Genomic DNA, 19835 nt, shown 5'->3' on the forward strand with positions numbered 1-19835 from the left:
GTAGGAGCGAGCTAGCTCGCGATGGACGTCAACGATGACGCGGGCTGCCTGAATGCCTGCGGTGTCCTGGCGTTTTTAGCGAGCAAGCTCGCTCCTACAGAGGGAACGCGTTCAGTTGCGATCAGGTCGGCTGTCAGGCCGCCTTGGTTTGGCTTTTGCTTTTGATCTTCTTGCCCCCTCGAGAGGCCGAACGTCAGGGGCAAGAGCCCTTGGTTACTTGGGGCCGAGCGGGGCGATGAGCGTCACCGGACAAATACCATTGCGGGCCGCTATCCTTGGGCCAAGCATATCCAACAGGTTGCCCCATGCTTGAAGTCCACGGCGTTTTCAAAAGCTACGCCACACCGCAAGGGCCGCTGCCGGTGCTGCAAGGCGTCGACCTGACGCTCAGGCCCGGCAGCAGCCTGGCGCTGATGGGCGAGTCGGGCAGTGGCAAAAGCACCTTGCTGCACTTGATCGCCGGGCTGGACAAGGTCGATCGCGGCAGCATCCGCAGTGGCGAGCATCGTCTGGAGCAGATGAATGAAGGGCAACTGGCGAACTGGCGCCGTACGGAAATCGGCCTGGTGTTCCAGCAATTCAACCTGATCGGCAGCCTGCGGGTCGAAGACAACCTGGCGATTCAGGCGCGTCTGGCGGGGCGCCATGATCCACGCTGGCAAGCGCACTTGGTGCGACGCCTGGGCTTGGGCGAGTTGCTGCGACGCTACCCGGAGCAACTGTCCGGCGGTCAGCAGCAACGGGTCGCACTGGGCCGGGCGCTGGCGTCACGCCCGCCATTGCTGCTGGCCGACGAGCCCACCGGCAGCCTCGATGAAACCACCGGCGCCGAGGTGTTGCAGTTGCTTCTGGAATTGCTCGACGACAGCCCCACCAGCCTGTTGATGGTCACCCACAGTCCCGGCGTGGCGGCGCGGCTGGCGGAAAAAGCCTTGCTGTGCGGTGGTCGCCTGGCCAGTGCGGGCGAGCGCTGACATGCGCATCTTTGGCGAAACCCTGCGCGCACTACTCAGCCACTGGCGGCAGCACCCGGTGCAGTTTTTCAGTGTGCTGACCGGGTTGTGGCTGGCCACCAGTCTGTTGACCGGCGTCCAGGCACTCAACAGCCAGGCCCGCGACAGCTATGCCCGCGCCAGTCAGTTGATCGGCGGCGAACCTCAGGCCAGCCTCGGTGCGCCCGGTGGCGGCTCCTTCCCTCAGCAATGGTTTATCGATCTGCGCCAGGCGGGGTGGCCCGTGTCACCGGTGCTGCAAGGGCGGGTCACCCTCAAGGGGCACGAAGAACAGCGCTTGCAGCTGATGGGCATCGAGCCGGTGTCGCTGCCGGCCGGCGCGGCGGTGGCCGGGCAGGCCTTGGCGATTGAGCAGGTTGTCGGCTTTTTCAGCCCGCCGGGCAGTACCTGGATCTCGTCACAGACTTTGCAGGCACTGGGTTTGCGCGAAGGTGACCGGCCCTTGAACCTGGCTGGCGCGGCACTGCCGCCGCTGCATGTGCAGGCCGATATGGCGCCTGGTGTGCTGCTGATGGACATCGGTTTTGCCCAGCAGATTCTGGGGTTGCCGGATCAACTGTCGCGACTGCTGTTACCGAAGGGTTTCACCGCGCCGCTGCCGGAAGCGTTCAAGGGACAGTTGCAACTCAAGAGCGCCGGTGAAGAAAACAACCTGACGCGCCTCACCGAAAGCTTTCACCTGAACCTCGATGCCCTGGGGGTACTGTCGTTCGTGGTCGGTCTGTTCATCGTGCACGCGGCCATCGGGTTGGCACTGGAGCAGCGGCGAAGCTTGCTCCGGACCTTGCGTGCCTGCGGTGTGAGTGCGCGGATGCTGATCGCTTGCCTCACCGTCGAACTGGGCGGATTGGCCCTGATCGGCGGTGTGGCCGGGGTGGTCAGCGGCTACCTGCTGGCCGGCATGCTGTTGCCGGATGTCGCCGCCAGCCTGCGCGGCTTGTACGGTGCCGAAGTGGCGGGGCAGTTGAGCCTCAGCCTGGCATGGTGGTTCAGCGGTATCGGCCTGAGCTTGATCGGCGCGATGCTGGCCGGGGTCAACAGTCTGCTGCGGGCAGCGCGTTTGCCCTTGTTGGCGCTGGCCGACCCGCAGGCCTGGCATCAGGCCCATGCCCGCTGGTTGCTGCGCCAGGGCGCGGTGGCGGCAATGGCCGGGGTGATTGCGCTGCTGGCGCTGATCTTCGGCGACAGCCTGGTCAGTGGCTTCGTCTTGATGGCGGCGCTGTTGATCGGCGCCGCACTGGCACTGCCGGTGGTGCTCAGTTCGCTGCTCAATTTCGGCTCGCAGCGCAGTCGCTCGGTGCTTGGCCAATGGTTTGTCGCCGATTGCCGCCAGCAATTACCGGCGCTGAGCCTGGCATTGATGGCACTGCTGTTGGCCATGGCGGCGAATATCGGGGCCGGCAGCATGACTGCCGGGTTTCGCCAGACCTTCAGCGACTGGCTCGAACAACGGCTGACGGCCGAGCTTTACCTCAACCCACAGAACCCGGCCCAGGCCCGGGAGCTGCACAGCTGGCTCAACCAGCAGCCGCAACTGGCGGCGGTGCTGCCCAACTGGCAGGTGTCGATCCAGTTGCAGGGTTGGCCGACGGACCTGTCCGGGATCATCGACCACCTGACCTATCGCCAGCACTGGCCACTGCTCGAAGCCTTGGGCGATGACCCTTGGGAGCGACTGGCCAAGGACGATGCGGTGATGCTCAGCGAACAACTGGCCCGGCGCCTGCACGTGCGACTGGGCGATCACCTGACGCTGCCGACGCCCCTGGGCTCGTGGTCGCCACGGGTCGTCGGGATCTACGCCGACTATGGCAATCCCAAGGGCCACATTCTGGTGAATATCGGCCACCTGTTGCGCGGCTGGCCGCAACTGACTCCGAACCGCTTCAACCTGCGCATCGATCCGGCGTCGATCCCGGCGTTCGTCACGGCGTTGCAGGCGCGTTTTACCCTGGACGACAGCCGTATCGTCGATCAGGCGCGGCTCAAGGGCTGGTCCACGCAAGTCTTCGAACGCACCTTCGCCGCCACCGCCGCGCTCAACAGCCTGACGCTGTGTGTGGCCGGGGTGGCGTTGTTCATCAGTCTGTTGACTCAAAGCCAGAGTCGTCTCGGGCAACTGGCGCCGCTGTGGGCGCTGGGCGTGACACGTCGGCATCTGATGTTGCTCAACCTCGGGCAGACCTGGTTGCTGGCGCTGCTGACCCTGGTGCTGGCGTTGCCGTTGGGCATCGCCCTGGCGTGGTGCCTGGACACGGTGATCAACGTGCAGGCCTTTGGCTGGCGCCTGCCGCTGCGGGTGTTTCCATGGCAACTGCTGCAGTTGATGGGGCTGGCGCTGGTGGCGACGTTACTGGCCTCGGCCTGGCCGTTGTACCGTTTGTACCGCACGCAACCAGCGGATCTGCTGCGGACGTTTGCCCATGAAGATTAAGCTCGGCGTGTTGCTCCTGGCGCTGCTGGCGAGCGGTTGCGATCAACCGGCACCGGCAGAAAAGGGTTTTGCCGGGCTGGGCAACCAGGCTGCTGCGTTCACCCCGGTGGTGCCCGGTCGGGTGTTCAGCTTCCCGGCGGATCACGGCCCGCACGACGGCTTTCGCATCGAATGGTGGTACATCACGGCCAACCTCAAGGACGATCAGGGGCATGAGTTCGGCGCACAATGGACGTTGTTCCGCAGTGCCTTGAAAGCCGCCCCCGAACTGACAGGTTGGCAGAATCAAACAATCTGGCTCGGTCACGCGGCGGTGACGTCGGCGACGGCGCATCACGCGGCTGAGCGTTATGCCCGTGGCGGCGTCGGCCAGGCCGGTGTCAGCGTCGCGCCGTTCAATGCATGGATCGACGACTGGCAATTGCGCAGTCAGGCGACTGCCGACAATCCGTTGGCCGACCTGCTGCTCAGCGCTCGCGACCAGCGTTTCAGCTACCGCTTGCGGTTGACCTCGACAGGTCCGCTGGTGCTTCAGGGGGACCAGGGCTTCAGCCAGAAATCCGAACAGGGCCAAGCCTCCTATTACTACAGCCAGCCGTTTTTCCAAGCCAGCGGCACCCTGGACATCGATGGCCAAACCTATCAGGTCAGCGGCCCGGCCTGGCTCGACCGCGAATGGAGCAGCCAGCCCCTGACGGCCAACCAGAGCGGCTGGGACTGGTTCTCCCTGCACCTGGACAGCGGCGAGCAGGTGATGCTGTATCGCATGCGGCAAAAGGATGGCGCGCCTTACCTCACCGGCACCTGGATCGACGCCCGGGGCCAGACACAATTGCTCCACGCCAGCGACATCAGCCTGACGCCACAAGACACCGCCCGCGTGGCCGGGCGCGAAATGCCCGTGCGCTGGTTGATCAAGATCCCCGCCAGACACCTTGATATCGCCATCACCGCGCTCAATCCCCAGGCCTGGATGGATTTGCGCATTCCTTACTGGGAAGGCCCGGTACGTCTCAGTGGCAGCCACGCCGGGAACGGATATCTGGAAATGACCGGGTATTAGTACCCTGCGCCACGAAAGTCAGCGGCCCGCCGCGACCACTCGCTAAACAGCGTCTATGCTCATCGCACACATGGCGTTGAGCCTGTTTCAACGTCGTCTGTTGCCATCTATCACAGGGAACGTTCTGCCTATGAAACGCCACGTACTGACCAAAGCCATCACCCTCGCTACTTTGCTGTCGACCGCCAGTTTTGCCGCGGTAGCCGCCGATATCCCGTTGTCCGAAGTCGTGGTGGTTGATAAGGTTTCCACCAAAGTCGTTTCCGTAGATACCGCGAACCATTCCGTGGTCCTTAAAGGCCCGCAGGGTAATGAGTTCCCGGTGCAATTGACCGAAAAGGCGAAAAACCTCAAAAACCTCAAGGTCGGCGATACCGTCGATATCAAGGTCACCAGCGCCGTTGCAGCCTACCTCGACACTGACGTCGACAAAGGCCTGCCAGGCACCGCCGAAGCCAGTGGCGAAGTGCGCGCAGCACCCGGTAGCGCCAACCCCGGCGGCGAAGCTTACCGTCAGGTGAAAGTGCAGCTGAAAATCACCCATATTGACCTGAAGAAAAACCAGGTGACCTTCGAAAACCCGGAAGGCAAGTCCAAGACGGTTGACGTCAAGCGACCTGAAGTTCAGGCCAAACTCAAGGACCTGAAAGTCGGGCAAAGCGTGAACGTGGTTTACACCGATATATTGACGGTGACCAGCAAGCACTGAAATTGAATATTGGCTCTAAACGGGTTGATTGTTTTTGTGCGGGTTTTGTATAGGAATAATCAACTCTATTGGTCGAACTGGTGAGTTCGTTGTTCTGTGCTGGATTGGATTTAAATCGACATCTAATTAAATATGGTGTCGATAAATTTCATGTTCAGCACACGGACATATTTAGCTACTTCTACTAAAATGCTTTCCGTTCGCCCAGTGCAGGGCTCTTTACCAGTGCATGGATTGCCGAGGCCAGTGCACTGGGCGAACCCTTTGTATGCTGTATTGAAAGTTTCGGATATAAAAAAACGGGCGTCCTGCAGGTCGCCCGTTTTTTTTGCCGAGTCCTGTTTTTACACAGTTGTGAAATGTCGTTCAGTCCTGTTTTTTATTGACTTGAACAACATCGGCCAACGCGGCGAAACACTGTTCGATCGAACGCTGCTGGCTCTGGGCATACAGCCCCAGTTCATCGATCGTCGGCCGGCCCAGGGCCTTTTCGAACGCCTGCTGATTGGAGTGCACACCGTAGCGGGCCTGCGCCGCGTCCCCCAGGTTTGACTGGAAAATCCCCGCCGCGCTGACCGGCAGGAAATCTTCGTACACCAGCGGTTCAACCCGCAGGTAACCGCCGCTGAGCAGGTCTTCCAGGGCGGCGTTTTTCAGGTCGCCTGCCGCCAGGCCTTTTTCCGTCACGAAGTAGCGGAAGTAAGCCAGGTCCTGTTGGCGCATGCCTTCCCAGGTGTCGGGGAACTCGTTGAAATGCTGCGCCATCAGGGCGTTGTAGCGCGCGGCGTTGGCTTCGCTGGGGAAGTCCTTGAGTTCGTCCCGTGCGGCATTGAGCAAGCGGTCGTACAGTGCGCGGCCCTTGGGCGTGAGGGCGGCACCGCGCTGTTCGATCTCGCCGAAGCGGGCGCTGTGACTGCCGCGAGCCTCGTTTTGATCGGTGAAGGCAATCGGTTCGTCGAGGGCCTTGAAACTGGTCTGGCGCAGCAGGATCGGGCACTGGCGGCGGGGCGGGCCTTCGATCACCGCTTTGGGGGTGATGCCATGGACCGGCATTTGCGCCTGGACGATGTCAATGTCCAGGGTCCGTGGTGTCAGGTGATTGATGTGCGGTCCCTTGAACGCCACCACGTCGGCGATCAGCCGATGCTGGGCGCTGAGCTTTTGATACTGCTCGGCGGTGACAGTGGCGCTGTGGTGCCAGCGAAAGGTTTCCAGGGCCTGTTCGACGAACTCCAGGGCTTCCTGTTCGGTCAGGCCACCCCGGGTTTCGGCACGCTCGATGAGCGTGAGGGCCGTGGGGGTGAAGATCGAGCGCTTGTCGAGCATCGACTGGGCAAACGCACGCAGTTCCAGGTCTTCGATCAATTCCAGGCGCAGAAGCGAGGTGAACACCCGGAACGGGCTGACCTGCAACGACGCTTCGTGCACCGCGCGAAACGCCGTGGAATGTACCGGCACGCCGGCCGGTGTCAGGTCGTAGTAACCCACCGGTTGCATGCCCATCACCGCGAACAGGCGGGCGAGGGTCGCCAGTTCATCGGCCGTACCGACACGGATCGCCCCATGTCGCTCCAGGTCCAGGCGCTCGATTTCGCCGGTACTCGTGAGCTGCTGCAGGAGTTGCGGGTCGCTTTCCAGCGCGTGACGGTTGGTCTGTTCCACCAGTTCCATCAACGCGCCGTACAACGGCACTTCCTCGCGGTACATGTCGGACATCGCTTTGGAGAAGCGTTGGCGGATCAGGTCAGGGCTGACGAAGTTCGGGTGATTCATGAACAGGATTCCTGGCGCGGTGACGTAAAGGATGGACGAAAGATCGCAGCCTTCAGCGACGCCGACAAACGAAGTTTCTGACGAACTTCATTCTGCAAAGGACTGCAAGGGGGCGTTCTCAATTAGTTTCCCCACCGCGTTGTCGCCTTAAAGCTGGCCAGGCAAGGCGTAGGCCGCTGGGAATGGTTGTTCCCTTTCCAAGGCCTGCAACGCAGCATGGCCAGCTTTAAGGCACAACCCGAAGGGCCGGGCCTGCTGTTGTGCAGGGCTGTGTTGCTCGAAGCTGATTTGGAATGACCAAACTGCGCTTCTCGCGCCTTGCCCTGCACAACAGCAGACCCGGCGCGGTGGGGAAACTAATTGAGAACGCCCCCTAATGCTGTCGTTGATCCTGTGGGCTCTCCGAGCGCAGCGATGCCAAAAACTCGCGATACAGACGCGCCGAACCGGTGGGGGCTTCCACCATGGGCATGTGCCCGATGGCGTCCCAGATATGCACGCGCAAGTCGACGATGCCCTTGCTCCAGACCGCTACGCTGCTGACATCGATCAGCCGGTCCTTGCGCCCCCACAGCAACAGCGCCGGGGCGCTGATGTCGGACAGGTGCGGTTCCATCGGCGGGCTGGCACGGAACTCCCGGAAGATTTCTTCCAGCTCCTCGCGGGACTGTTCATAACGCTGGGCGACGGCATCGAGCACCAGCTTCGGTACCCAGGGTGGCGAAGCCATGGTCATGGCGTAGAAACGCCGGAATTCTTCCCGCGAATGAATCAGAAACGGGTTGTGGCCCTTGGCCAGATGCCGCTCGAGGTCACTGGGCTCGGGCGAGGTGACGCCGGCCGGGTCGATCAGGGCCAAGGACACAATGCGCTCCGGGTAGTTGGCCGCGAGCCACGCGGCCATGTAGCCGCCCATGGAGTTGCCGATGACATGCACTTTCTCGACCCCGCACACGTCCAGCAGCTGGATCATGCGCTTGGCCTGCAGCGGGATGTCGTAGCCGCCGCCGGCCTTGAATCCGGTTTCGCCATGGCCGGCGATGTCCGGGATGATCACCCGATGGCTGCCGACAAAGTGCCGGGCGAAACGCAGCCAGAGGTTCTTGTCGGCGCTGAAGCCATGGAGCATCAGCACATTGCTGGTGGCTTCGTATGGCCCGCCTTGCCAGGTCGAGACGGTCATCTCGGGGATGGGCACGACGATTTTGTGCAACCGGTACAGCTTGGCCTCGGCCGCCATGTTCAAGTCGTAGAGCCAGTAGCCGATGGCCGGGTAGGTCAGCCAGCTCCAGGCGACGAAAACTGCGAGAACGACGAATAACAAAAGCATCATGCGTCTCCCTTCTATCTGCTCAGGACAAAATGTGATCGGCGGGTTTCAGCGCTCGGGTCAAGCGATGAAAACTGAAGCTGAACCCCGGAAACATGGCAATCACATGACCGCTCTTGCTTTGGTACCAACTGTGGCAACCACCGGACTTCCACACGGTACGTTCCATTTCCCGGTGGATCATTTCAGTGTAGGTACGTTCCGCCTCATGGCGAACTTCGATGCTGCGTAAACCTCGAGTCTTCAAGGTGCGAATGCAATCGAGGATGTAGTTCATCTGGGATTCGATGATGAACAGCGCCGAGGTGTGGCCGATGCCGGTGTTCGGCCCGGTGACGATGAACAGATTGGGGAAGTCGGGCAGGGCGGTGCCGAGGTAGGCCCGCGGGTATTGCGCCCAGACCTCTTGCAGACGGGTACCGTTTTTGCCCGTTACCGGGTAGGAAATCACCCCGTCGGTGGCGTCGTAGCCGGTGGACCAGACGATCAGGTCCAGGTCGATGTGGTGGCCATCGAGGCTAACGATGCCTGTTTCGTCGATGGACGCGATGCCTTGCTCGCGGCTGTGCAGCGTCACGTTGCGGCGGGCCAGTGCCGGGTACAGCGTGCTGGACAGGATCACCCGTTTGCAGCCGATGGTGTAGTCCGGCGTCAGTTTGCGCCGCAGTTCGGCGTCCGGTACCTGGCGTTTGAGAAAGCGCAGGGCCTGGCGCTGGACCATGTGCACCGCCGGCTTCGAATACTTGAAGGCGATCACCCGGGTTTCGAATTGCCAGTAGATTCCCCAGCGCAGCAGCTTGTAGGCGGGCTTGAGCCCCAGCAGCCAGCGCTGCAAGCGGCCGAAGCTGCGGTCAGCCCGAGGCAGTACCCAGTGAGGCGTGCGCTGGAATACATGCAAGTGCCCGACGTCCGGGGCAATCGCTGGAATGACCTGGGCCGCACTGGCACCGCTGCCGACGATGGCCACGCGTTTTTGCCGGTAGTCGCAGGTGTGATCCCAGTTGTTGGTGTGGAAAGTCTTGCCCCGAAAGCGCTCCTGTCCGTCGAAGTGCGGCACCACCGGTTGACTCAGCGGCCCGGTCGCGTTGATCAGGAACTGCGCGCAAAACGTGCCTTTGCCCGCGGTGAACACCGTCCAGCGCCTGTTGGCCTCGTCCCATTCGATGCGCACGACATTGGCGTCCAGTTCCACTTTGTCCCGCAGGCCGAAGTGTTCCACCACATGGCGGGTGTAGCGATGCAGTTCGGCCTGTCCGGCGAACATTTGCGTCCATTGATACGGGGCGAAAGACAAGGAGTACAGCGGCGAGGGCACGTCGACTGCCGCGCCGGGGTAGGTGTTCTGGCACCAGGTGCCACCGAAGAAGTCCCGTCGCTCCAGCAGGCGGAAATCGTCGATGCCGGCCTTGAGCAAATTGATTGCGGCACATTGGCCACCAAAACCGCTGCCGATGATCAATACTTGAAAGGTCTGCATGGGCCTCCTCTTATGGTCATTGATCAATCCCTTCTTTCATGTATAGCCGTTTCTGGAGACGAGGCTTTTGCTTTTATGCGAGCGTGATGCAGCGATATTCAGCCCGCAAGCCGGTGATGGCTATTTAATCTCACCCTGATAGACTCCAGAGCAGAGGCACAGGCTGTTATCGCATTCCGTCGAGTGGTACAGAGGCCCTATGGCAAAAACGGGAGGAAGGGGGGTTTCATTAGCCAGGAGGCTCTATACATCGCGAATCCTGGGGTTGGCCCTGGGATTGGTGTGCGTGAGCGCGGCGATGTATCCACTCGATCCAGCGCCTTGGGTCTGGGGTTTCATGTGGTTCAATGGCATGGTCTGGCCGCACCTGGCATACCAATGGGCGCGCCGGGCCAGGACGCCCTATCATGCCGAACACCGCAACCTGCTGATCGATGCCTTTCTCGGTGGCTTCTGGATTGCCGCGATGCAATTCAATCCACTGCCCAGCGCGACCACCATTTCCATGATGGCCATGAACAACGTGGCCATCGGCGGCTTGCGCTTCCTGCTGGCCGGGACGGCCGCGCAAGTACTGGGCATCTGTGTCGGCCTGCAGATTTTCGCCCCGGCGTTCATTCCTGCCACCAGCCCGGTGCAGCTCTATGCCTGTTTGCCGTTGCTGTGCCTGTATCCGCTGGCGCTGGGCTGGATCTGCTTTCGTCAGGCCCATACCCTTGGCCGTCAAAAACGTGAGCTGCTGGCACTGAGCCGCACCGACAGCTTGACCGGCCTGCTGAACCATGGCGCCTGGAAGGACCAGCTGGAAGTCGAGTTCCAGCGTTGCAAACACCAGCAAAAAGGCGGGGCGATTGCCCTGATCGACATCGACCATTTCAAGGCCATCAACGACACCTGCGGCCATGTTGCCGGCGATATCGTCTTGCGCCAATTGAGCAAAATGCTCAAGCAGAACCTGCGGGCGACCGATGTGGCAGGGCGCTACGGCGGTGACGAGTTCTGCGTGATCCTTCCGGACCTGCCCCTGAACCGCGCCGCCGCCGTCATGGATGCCCTGCGTGATCGCTTCGCCACCTTGGGGTACGAGCAGAGCCCGGCGCTGAAAGTCAGCCTGAGCATTGGCCTGGCGTCATTCAACCCGGCCCATTGCGACGCGACGCTTTGGCTCAACGACGCCGATCATGCGCTATACGAAGCCAAGACCACCGGGCGTAACCGGGTGATCTGTTGCGGTGACGGGAAACCCTATCGCGAACTGCTCGACTCGGCGTGACCGCTCACCGCAAAACCTGTGGGAGCGGGCTTGCCCGCGAAGGCGGTGTGTCAGGCAGCGTGGGTGTTGGCTGTGATGGCCTCTTCGCGAGCAAGCCCGCTCCCACAAATGATCGCGGGTGGACGCAAATGATCTGCTCACCGCAAGCCCACTGTGGGAGCGGGCTTGCTCCGGGCGGCGATCCGACGAAGGCGGCGTGTCGGTTTAAAGCGTCATTCCTTCACGCTCATGAACTCCTCCGCGTAGCGGATGTATTCCTCCGGTTGCGTGTAGGTGTGCGTCAGCTCGGTCGCGCTCAGGTCCGATGTCTGGGTGAGGATCTGGCGTTGCTCGCGCAGGCTGTCGTAGGTCGCCTTGATCGCGGCGAAGTACGCGCCATGGCCGTCGATGGTTACGCGCACACCCAGTTCGGCCAGGCGCTTGTCATCGCGTAGCAGCGGGTTGCCGTAGGTCACCAGCATCAGCGGCACGCTCAGGTGCTCGGCGATCTGCTCCAGATGGTCGAAGTCCTTTACACCCACCATGCAGATGCCGTCGGCCCCGGCGCGCTGGTATTGGCGTGTGCGGCTGATGATTTCCTGAACCGGCAGGATCCCCGCGTGGGTACGGGCGATGATCGCCATTTCCTTATCGCAGCGGGCTTCCAGTGCCGCACGGATCTTGCCGACGCCTTCGGCGACCGTGATCAGGTCGGTGGATTTGCGGCCGAACTGCGCGGGCAGCAGGGTGTCTTCGATGGTCAGCGCGGCGACGCCGGCACGCTCGAGTTCGACGATGGTGCGCATGACGTTGAGCGCGTTGCCGTAGCCGTGGTCGGCGTCGGCAATCACCGGCAACTGGGCGACGCGGCCGATACGGGTGGCCTGTTCTGCGAACTCGCTGAGGGTGATCAGGGCAAAGTCAGGGGCGCCCAGCACTTGCAACGAGGCAACCGAACCACCGAGGATCCCGACTTCGAAGCCCAGGTCGGCGGCGATACGGGCCGACATCGGGTCGAAAACCGAGGCTGTGTGGTAGCAGGTGTCGGAGGCGAGCAGTTGGCGAAAATTGCGGCGCAAATCTTGATGGGAAAGCCTGGACATATGAGTTCCACCAATGGAATGGAAGGGCTTGAGCAAAAGTGTCAACGCCGAAGAAATAAAAGGCTATCACGCGCGTAGGGGGAGAATGATGACGAATTTGCCGGGTTCGGCAGATTGACGTTGCAACGATGAACCTGATGAGTCACGCCGCCACGGTCTGTTGCCGTTGGTCAAGCAACGGCACGGCGCGCACCGAGTCACCGGGTTGCAGTTGCAAGCGCTTGGCGGTCAGGCGATCAACCACCAGGCTGTTGCCCGCCTGTAGGGCCGTGGCGCAGGTAATGCGACAGTTTTCCAGGCGGCGATTGTGAATCAGCCAGATCGGCGCTTTATCGTCTGGCGAGCCGATGACCAGAGACAGCGGTTGGCTGTCGCGCACGGTGCGGATCGCGGAAACCGGGGCTTCAATGACCGGTCCGCCGTCGAAGATATCGATGTGGCCCTTATGGGCAAAGCCTTCGGCGCTGAGGATTTTCAGGGCCGGCGCGGTATTCGGGTGGGCCTTGCCGATCACCGCCTGGGCCTGTTCGGTGAGCAGGCAGGTGTACAGCGGCTGGCGTGGCATCAGTTCGGCGATGAACGATTTGTTGCCCAGCCCGGACAAGTGGTCGGCATGACTGAAATCCATCTTGAAAAAGTGCCGGCCGAGGCTGTCCCAAAACGGTGAGCCACCTCGTTCGTCGGCACTTCCGCGTAATTCGGCGATGAGCCGGTCGCCAAACAGCTGGGTAAATTCGGCCACAAACAACAAACGCCCGAGCGACAGCAAGCGACCGTTGCTTCCCTGGCGCTGATCGGGGCGCAGGTACAACGAGCAGACTTCCGATTGCCCAGTCAATTCATTGCTCAGGAACAGGGTCGGGATCTGGCGCTGGATACCCAGGTCCGGTGAAGTACTGACCGTCAGTCCGACCCGGTAGTTGTACCAGGGCTCGCGCAGGCCGACCCCACCTTTCAGGGCGCTGACGCCCACCACTTGCTGCTCGTCGTCCTCGAGCACGAACAGATAATCGGCATCGGCCCGATCGACCTGCCCGGCGAAAGTACGTTGGGCCCAGCGGATCCGATGGGCCAAGCGTTCTTCGTCGGCCGGCAGGCTGGTCAGCCCCGGAGCCGCCTGACGCACCAGTATGAGTACGGCGGGCAGGTCGGTGATCTGGACCGGACGGACAATCATGCGGCTGTTCCTTGTTCGCGTGTGCTCGGGCGTTGGCGTTGACCCTGGCGGGTATTCACAGGGCGATCAGCCTGATCGGGCTGCCCTCGGTCACCTTCAGCGCCTCACACATGGCCGCATCCAGTGTCACGGGTTGCCCGGCGGTGTAATCAAGATCGGCGACGATGGCCCGATAGTCCTTCAAGGATTCGTTGCTCACCAGAAAGCGGCCACGAGCATCGATCACCGGCCCAGGCAGCGTGACGCCGCGCTGGCTGTGGGCGATGGAACGAATACCCGACGTGCGCGCAAACAGCGTGGGGCCTCCATCGAACAGATCGATGTAGCTGTTGGTTTCGAAACCTTCACGTTCGAGGATATCGAAGGCTTCCTGGCCATCGGGATGGATGCTGCCGATGCAGTCCTGTGCCGCCTGGGGCAGCATTGGCACGTAAATCGGATAGTGTGGCATCAGTTCGGCGAGAAACGTGCGGCTCTGCAGGCCGCAAAGCCGTTCGGCCTCGACGTAGGGCAAGTCGAAGAAATGCTTGCCTACGGCATCCCAAAATGGCGAGTGGCCTTCATCACTGCTGTAGCCCACGATCTCGGTGATCACCGTTTCGGAAAAACGCCGGGCGTGGGCGGCGATGAACAACAGGCGCGCCCGCGACAGCAGCTCGGAGTGCGCGGTGCGTACCCGCGCGGCATCGATATGGAAACCCCGCAACAAGGTGTGGCCACTGAGGTCGTGACACAACGACAGGGCCGGTACGCCGTGCTCAATGTTCAGTTCCCTGGAGGCACTGGTGAAGTGTCGGTTGCGCAGGCTGTAGAACGGCTCGTTGTACCCGGCCGTGGCGAGGATTTCCGAGCAGCCGACCAGGTGTTGCGTGGTCAGGTCTTCGAGCACGAAGAAATAGTTTTCCGGGCCATGACCCTCGATGTCCTTCTCGAACGAGGCACAGGAATCAAGGATTTTTCCGCGTAATCGTTCGCTATCGTCGGGCAGGGATGTGACGCCTACGAGGCTTTCACGAGCCAGCTTCTGCAACTGGGGCAGGTCGGCCAACTCGACTGGACGCAAGACCAGCATGGAGACACTCCTGTATCAAACGATTCGGCGGTTTGAGCCGAACCTGACTATCACTGTCGGTTTTTCCACACATCAAATCGATGGTCGTCTGAACGTAGTCAGGCGCCACTGTTATTCTTGTCAGATGTTCTTGAGAGGGACCGAGTTAAACAAGGATCGGGCGCTTCGGCCGGATGCGATACCTGGCCAGGCGCGTTGATCGGGGGTTCGAGAAAGGGCATCCGGGCTCCTGCTGGATGAGTGTGGCTCATGTTTTAACAGTCCGTTGAAAGGAGTATTTAATTATCGCGCACTGCCTGTCTAGTTAATTTTCGCAGGGTCTGGCCGTGCCCGAAAAAGCGGCGAAGTGCCTATACCAAGGGACTACAGCGATCTCGTAAAGTCTTGTAGGTGATTGCCTCTATTGCAGTCAGCCATCACAGAAAACCTGGCAGGATTTGACTGAACGAATCCGTTTCATGCAGGAATATTAAACACCCCCCCAAGGCGTGCTTTCTTGCGGCACAATTGCGCAATGGCGCTCACCTGACGCCGTCGTTCCTTTCCATCCATGGAGTGATTGCCGGTGCAGGCAACCCGTTTAACCCTGATTTGTCACGCTCGAACCGTCGCCCAGAAATTGGCGCGCTTTCCATTGGACGAGCCTCTGGAGATGGATTGGCACGCGTTCAGGCTTTCCCGTTGCAATCAGTTCAAGGGCGCCGCGCGTCTTGTCTGCGGCCCGGAATTGCGCACCCGGCAAACCGCTGAACTGTTCGGCAGTGCGCCGCAGATTGTCGATGCGTTGAAGGACTGCGATTTCGGGCGCTGGGGCGGTGAGCGCATCGGCGACCTGCAAAAAAACGACCCGGAGGCGCTCCAGCATTGGCTGGGGGATCCCGCTTCAGCACCCCACGGTGGCGAGTCGCTGGTGCAACTGGGCGAGCGAGTGGGCGCCTGGTTGACAGCGTTGCAGTCGACGCCAGGGCACATCGTTGCCATTACACATCCCTTTGTCATCCGCGCCGCGCTGACGCAGGTGTTGCAGGGTGGATCGTCCAGCCTGATCGACGTCGAGCCCCTGTCGGCGCTCGAGTTGAGGTTTCATGGTCGCTGGCGCCTGCGCTTGCCGGGCACTGATGCCGAGGAGCTGCCATGATGAAAAAACTCCTGGTCATCGGCATCGGTGCCGGCAATCCCGACTACATCACGATGCAAGCGGTGAAGGCGCTGAATCGGGTCGATGTTTTTTTTCTCATGGACAAGGGCCAGAGCAAGGACAAACTCATCGATCTGCGGCGCGAAATCTGCGAACGCTACATCACCGACCACGATTACCGTTTTGTCGAAGCCCACAGCCCTGAGCGCGAGCGCGGTGAGGTGGACTACAAGACCAGTGTCGACGACTTGAACCTGGCCAGGCAGCAGACCTTCGAACGGCTGATCAATGAAGAAGTGTCCGACGGCCAGTGTGGTGGTTTTCTGGTGTGGGGCGACCCGGCGTTGTACGACAGCACCATTCGCATCCTGCAGGCGATCAAGGCTTCAGGTGCCAGCGCATTCGAGTTCGAGGTGGTCCCCGGCATTACCAGCGTCCAGGCGTTGGCGGCGCAGCACAAGGTGCCGCTCAACCAGATTGGTCGCTCCGTTGAAATCACCACGGGCCGGCGCCTGGCGGCAGGGCAGGTGAGCGATGCCGACAGCCTGGTGGTGATGCTCGATGCTCAGGATGCTTACCGTCAGGTGGTGGATCAGGACACCGAGATTTACTGGGGGGCGTACCTGGGGACGCCAGATGAAATCCTGATCAGTGGCAAGCTCAAGGATGTGGCGGATGAAATCGAACGGGTGCGCAAGGCCGCGCGGCTGGCCAATGGCTGGATCATGGATACCTATCTGCTGCGAAAACCCTGAGGTTTGTGGTAGCCAGACCGACGTCTTCGCGAGCAAGCCCGCTCCCACATTTGAAATGCATTTCCCTGTGGGAGCGGGCTTGCTCGCGAAGAGGTCCTCGAGAACACCTCAAGAAGCAGCATTACCCCCACGCCCAAACCGCTCCCGATACACCGACGGCGGCACGCCGACCACCGTGCGAAACGCCACCCGGAAGCTTTCCACCGAGCGATAACCACAACGCTCGGCAATCTGCTCGGTGTTCTGGTCGCTGCTTTCCAGCAGTTCGCGGGCTCGGCCCAAACGTTCATGCTGCAACCAGGTTTTCGGCGACTGCCCACTGGCTTCGCTGAAGCGGCGCAGGAACGTGCGTTCGCTCATTGCAGCTTCGCTGGCCAGGTCGCGCACCTCCAGCGGTTCGTGCAAACGCTCACGTGCCCATTGCATGACGCGGGAAAGATCGCTGCGCGGTGTGGGGCTGACAGGCGTCGGAATGAATTGTGCCTGGCCACCGCTGCGTTGCGGCGACATGACCAGGCGCCGGGCCACGGAATTGGCCACCTGCGTGCCGAAATCCCGTGCCACCAGATGCAGGCAGGCATCGATGCCCGCCGCGCTGCCGGCGGAAGTGATCAATTGGCCGGAATCGACATACAGCACGTCCGGGTCCACCAGGATGCCGGGAAACCGCTCGGCCAGTTCCGAGGTGTAGCGCCAGTGCGTGGTCGCGCCGCGCCCGTCGAGCAACCCGGTGGCGGCGAGGACGAAAACACCGGAGCAGATCGACAGCAACCGCGCCCCCCGCGCATGGGCCTGGCGCAGGGCGGCGATCAACTGCGCAGGCACCGCGGCGCTACGGTCGCGCCAGCCGGGAATGATGATGGTGCGGGCATCGGCGAGCAATTCCATGCCGCCATCGGCCAGTACCTGGATGCCACCCATGGCACGCATCGGGCCCTGATCGACAGCGACGATACGATGCTCGTACCACGGAAAATCGAATTCAGGTCGGGGCAGGCCGAAGATCTCCACGGCAATGCCGAACTCGAACGTGCAGAGGCCGTCGTAGGCCAGAATCGCGACCATTCCAGGGGTGGGGTGCATTTGGCGGAAAGTTCCCGGTGAGTGTCTTGTGCGCCACTGTAGCCGCAAGTGACTGGCGGATAAAGTCTTCCCACACCCACCGCTACTTTGGAGTACAGCCCATGACCAGCCTGGTTCGCGAAATTCCCGCCGCCCCATCGGCCATCGCCCTGATGCACTTCAGCAACCGTCTGACGTTCGAAACCGATTGTTCCGACGTCCACGCCAGCCAGCAGGGCGGTGAAGTCGATTTCGTTCTGGTGGATGTTCGTGGCCCACTGGCGTTCGAACGCGGACATGTGCCGGGAGCGATCAACATTCCCGGGCGCTTGCTGAGCGCCGAAGGCTTGGCGGCTTATCCGAAAAACAGCCTGTTTGTGGTCTATTGCGCCGGGCCTCATTGCAACGGTGCCAACAAGGCAGCAGTGAAACTGGCGGCCCTGGGTTATCCGGTCAAGGAGATGATCGGCGGCGTGACCGGATGGCTGGATGAAGGGTTTGAGTTGAGTGTCGAGGTGCCACGGCCGGCGAATGCTGCGATCGGTTGCGAATGCTGATCTTCAAACGCCATTGATCAGTGTGACTTGGAGGCCGCCCACCACTCATCCAGAGTTACCTGCAACCACGCCAACACATCGGCGTAGGCAGCAGCGTCCTGCGGCCCTCGGGGCAACGGCGACTCATCGCCAAAATGCGCATTGAGCATGGCCACCGACTCGGCGTTCCACTCTGGATGAAACTGCAACCCCAGCAGCGTTGGCCCGGCGCGGTACATCTGTTGCACACAGTGTTCGCTGCTGGCCAGCAGTTGCGCGGCAGGCGGCAGGTCGATGGCGTCTTCGTGCCACTCCAGTACCTTCAGCGTTTGCCCATCGATAAATCTCACCGTGGTCCATCCGGTTTCGCTGTGCTCCATCCGCCGTACATTGCCGCCCAGACTCAATGCCAGCAACTGAGCCCCCAGGCATATGGCGAACACGGCCCCACCCAGATCCAGACTGCCTTTGAGCCATTGCCGTTCGGCCTCCAGCCAGGCCGGACCGGCATTGGATTCGTAAGGCCCGCCCAACAGGATCACCGGATCGGCGCTGACGGCCGGCAACTCACCGAGGTCGGCGCGAAACACCTTCAGCGTCAGCCCCCGGGACTCGGCCCAAAAGGCAATGGCACCCGGACCTTCGGCGGGGTGGTGCTGGATCAGGTTCAACGTGGGCATCGCGCTACTCTCGATGGGACGCAAGGGGGCTCAATGTGCCGTAAAACATCGGGTATCGCCAGTCGGTTCATTTCATTGGAATAGGCCGAAAAACCTCAGGGTCCGGGCTGAAAACGCGATATGTCTGACAGACATTTCACTGTCATTGAGGCTTAACCTCAATACCTCCGTCTTGGTGCCACTTTTCTGTAAATATTTGTCGCCTCGGCGTAATTTACCCTCCTGTAGCCGCTCTAGACTGCCGGCCACTTCGGTTCCCGCCCACAAAGCGATGACCGAACGCTGCCAATCGAAGCTGCCAATAAAAGCCTCCGCGCACAGGAGTTATAAATGAAGAAGCTAGTGATGTTCGGTGCCCTGGCACTGTCGATGTTGTCCCTGACCGCCGTGGCTGAAGACGCCAAGCCGATCCGCATCGGTATCGAAGCCGGCTACCCGCCATTCTCGATGAAAACCCCTGACGGCAAACTCACCGGTTTCGACGTGGACATCGGCGACGCCCTGTGCGAGCAGATGAAAGTGAAGTGCACCTGGGTCGAGCAAGAGTTCGACGGACTGATCCCTGCGCTCAAGGTCAAGAAAATCGACGCCATCCTGTCGTCCATGACCATCACTGACGACCGCAAGAAGAACGTCGATTTCACCATCAAGTACTACCACACCCCGGCACGCTTCGTGATGAAGGAAGGTTCCAGCATCAAGGACCCGCTGACCGAACTCAAGGGCAAGAAAGTCGGTGTGCTGCGCGCCAGTACCCACGACCGCTTCGCCACGGAAGTGCTGGTACCCGCCGGCATCGACCTGGTGCGCTACGGCTCCCAGCAGGAAGCCAACCTGGACATGGTCTCCGGCCGCATTGACGCGCTGCTGGCCGACTCGGTCAACCTGGACGACGGTTTCCTGAAAACCGACGCCGGTAAAGGTTTTGCCTTCGTCGGCCCTGAGTACAACGATCCGAAATACTTCGGTGGCGGCGCCGGCATTGCCGTGCGCAAGGGCGATACCGCCCTGGCCGAGCAATTCAACAAAGCCATCACCGACATCCGCGCCAACGGCAAGTACAAGCAAGTGCAGGACAAGTACTTCAAGTTTGACGTTTACGGCGAGTAAGCGAGCGGGTTGAAAAAATGGCAACCGTTGGCGCGGTTGCCATTTTTTTTGTGCTTTCTTTCTATTGAAACGAGAAACCTGTGGGAGCGGGCTTGCTCGCGAAGGCGTCGGTACATTCAACATCGATGTTGCCTGACACGACGCCTTCGCG

17 protein-coding genes are annotated in these 19835 nt (G+C 61.2%); 9 read left to right on the forward strand and 8 right to left on the reverse strand.

The annotated features are described in order from the left end of the window. The first annotated feature begins 305 nt into the window (after nt 1-305). From ACCD00_RS25265 to ACCD00_RS25280, 4 genes are all read left to right on the forward strand, one after another. Nucleotides 306-974 carry an ABC transporter ATP-binding protein gene (locus ACCD00_RS25265; protein ID WP_413428038.1) on the forward strand — a complete coding sequence of 223 codons (669 nt, stop codon included), beginning with the start codon at nt 306-308 and terminating at the stop codon, nt 972-974. A gap of 1 nt (nt 975) precedes the next feature. After that, nucleotides 976-3447: an ABC transporter permease gene (locus ACCD00_RS25270; RefSeq protein ID WP_413428039.1), complete on the forward strand. Its 2472-nt coding sequence runs from the start codon at nt 976-978 to the stop codon at nt 3445-3447. Next, nucleotides 3437-4510, forward strand: a complete 1074-nt coding sequence (locus ACCD00_RS25275; RefSeq protein ID WP_413428040.1) for a lipocalin-like domain-containing protein — start codon at nt 3437-3439, stop codon at nt 4508-4510. Before ACCD00_RS25270 ends, ACCD00_RS25275 begins: the two co-directional genes overlap by 11 nt. A 130-nt stretch (nt 4511-4640) precedes the next feature. Beyond that, nucleotides 4641-5219, forward strand: a complete 579-nt coding sequence (locus ACCD00_RS25280) for a hypothetical protein (protein ID WP_413428041.1) — start codon at nt 4641-4643, stop codon at nt 5217-5219. 366 nt (nt 5220-5585) lie between these two features. Here the strand turns inward: ACCD00_RS25280 and ACCD00_RS25285 are convergent, their stop codons facing one another. The 3 genes from ACCD00_RS25285 to ACCD00_RS25295 form a co-directional block, all read right to left on the reverse strand. Beyond that, complete coding sequence (locus tag ACCD00_RS25285) at nt 5586-6992, reverse strand: VOC family protein (protein ID WP_413428042.1); 1407 nt, start codon at nt 6990-6992, stop codon at nt 5586-5588. Nucleotides 6993-7365: 373 nt separating this feature from the next. Next, entirely contained in the window at nt 7366-8322 is a 957-nt protein-coding gene (locus tag ACCD00_RS25290) for an alpha/beta fold hydrolase (RefSeq protein WP_413428053.1), read from the reverse strand. Between the two features lie 22 nt (nt 8323-8344). After that, on the reverse strand, nt 8345-9799 hold the full coding sequence (locus ACCD00_RS25295; RefSeq protein ID WP_413428043.1) for a flavin-containing monooxygenase: 1455 nt from the start codon (nt 9797-9799) through the stop codon (nt 8345-8347). Nucleotides 9800-9998: 199 nt separating this feature from the next. On the opposite strand from ACCD00_RS25295, the gene ACCD00_RS25300 reads away from it, so the two are divergent. Then, complete coding sequence (locus tag ACCD00_RS25300) at nt 9999-11072, forward strand: diguanylate cyclase (RefSeq protein WP_413428044.1); 1074 nt, start codon at nt 9999-10001, stop codon at nt 11070-11072. 212 nt (nt 11073-11284) lie between these two features. Here ACCD00_RS25300 and ACCD00_RS25305 read toward each other — a convergent pair whose 3' ends face one another. From ACCD00_RS25305 to ACCD00_RS25315, 3 genes are all read right to left on the reverse strand, one after another. Continuing rightward, nucleotides 11285-12154, reverse strand: coding sequence for an isocitrate lyase/PEP mutase family protein (locus ACCD00_RS25305; protein WP_413428045.1), 870 nt, complete (start codon nt 12152-12154; stop codon nt 11285-11287). A gap of 142 nt (nt 12155-12296) precedes the next feature. Then, nucleotides 12297-13331, reverse strand: a complete 1035-nt coding sequence (gene astA, locus ACCD00_RS25310; protein WP_413428046.1) for an arginine N-succinyltransferase — start codon at nt 13329-13331, stop codon at nt 12297-12299. A gap of 55 nt (nt 13332-13386) precedes the next feature. Further along, nucleotides 13387-14403 (reverse strand): arginine N-succinyltransferase, encoded by a 1017-nt coding sequence (locus tag ACCD00_RS25315; protein WP_413428047.1) that lies wholly within the window; start codon nt 14401-14403, stop codon nt 13387-13389. 565 nt (nt 14404-14968) lie between these two features. Here ACCD00_RS25315 and ACCD00_RS25320 point away from each other — a divergent pair. Continuing rightward, nucleotides 14969-15541, forward strand: coding sequence for a histidine phosphatase family protein (locus ACCD00_RS25320; protein ID WP_413428048.1), 573 nt, complete (start codon nt 14969-14971; stop codon nt 15539-15541). Then, nucleotides 15541-16296 carry a precorrin-6A synthase (deacetylating) gene (gene cobF, locus ACCD00_RS25325; RefSeq protein WP_413428054.1) on the forward strand — a complete coding sequence of 252 codons (756 nt, stop codon included), beginning with the start codon at nt 15541-15543 and terminating at the stop codon, nt 16294-16296. The genes ACCD00_RS25320 and cobF overlap by 1 nt, the downstream gene beginning before the upstream one ends. Before the next feature lie 108 nt (nt 16297-16404). Here the strand turns inward: cobF and ftrA are convergent, their stop codons facing one another. Further along, a complete protein-coding gene (ftrA, locus tag ACCD00_RS25330) occupies nt 16405-17379 on the reverse strand; it encodes a transcriptional regulator FtrA (RefSeq protein ID WP_413428049.1) in 975 nt (324 codons plus the stop codon). Nucleotides 17380-17480: 101 nt separating this feature from the next. On the opposite strand from ftrA, the gene ACCD00_RS25335 reads away from it, so the two are divergent. Beyond that, the gene (locus ACCD00_RS25335; protein WP_413428050.1) at nt 17481-17915 is read left to right on the forward strand and encodes a rhodanese-like domain-containing protein; all 435 of its coding nucleotides are present in this window, start codon (nt 17481-17483) and stop codon (nt 17913-17915) included. Between the two features lie 17 nt (nt 17916-17932). On the opposite strand, the gene ACCD00_RS25340 is transcribed toward ACCD00_RS25335, so the two are convergent. After that, entirely contained in the window at nt 17933-18574 is a 642-nt protein-coding gene (locus ACCD00_RS25340) for a type 1 glutamine amidotransferase (RefSeq protein WP_413428051.1), read from the reverse strand. A gap of 330 nt (nt 18575-18904) precedes the next feature. Here ACCD00_RS25340 and ACCD00_RS25345 point away from each other — a divergent pair, with 330 nt between their 5' ends. Continuing rightward, nucleotides 18905-19684 (forward strand): ABC transporter substrate-binding protein, encoded by a 780-nt coding sequence (locus ACCD00_RS25345; RefSeq protein WP_413428052.1) that lies wholly within the window; start codon nt 18905-18907, stop codon nt 19682-19684. The last annotated feature ends 151 nt before the right edge of the window (nt 19685-19835 follow it).

This window comes from Pseudomonas sp. Pseusp3 (genome assembly GCF_047304225.1).
Lineage (GTDB): Bacteria > Pseudomonadota > Gammaproteobacteria > Pseudomonadales > Pseudomonadaceae > Aquipseudomonas > Aquipseudomonas fluorescens_CD.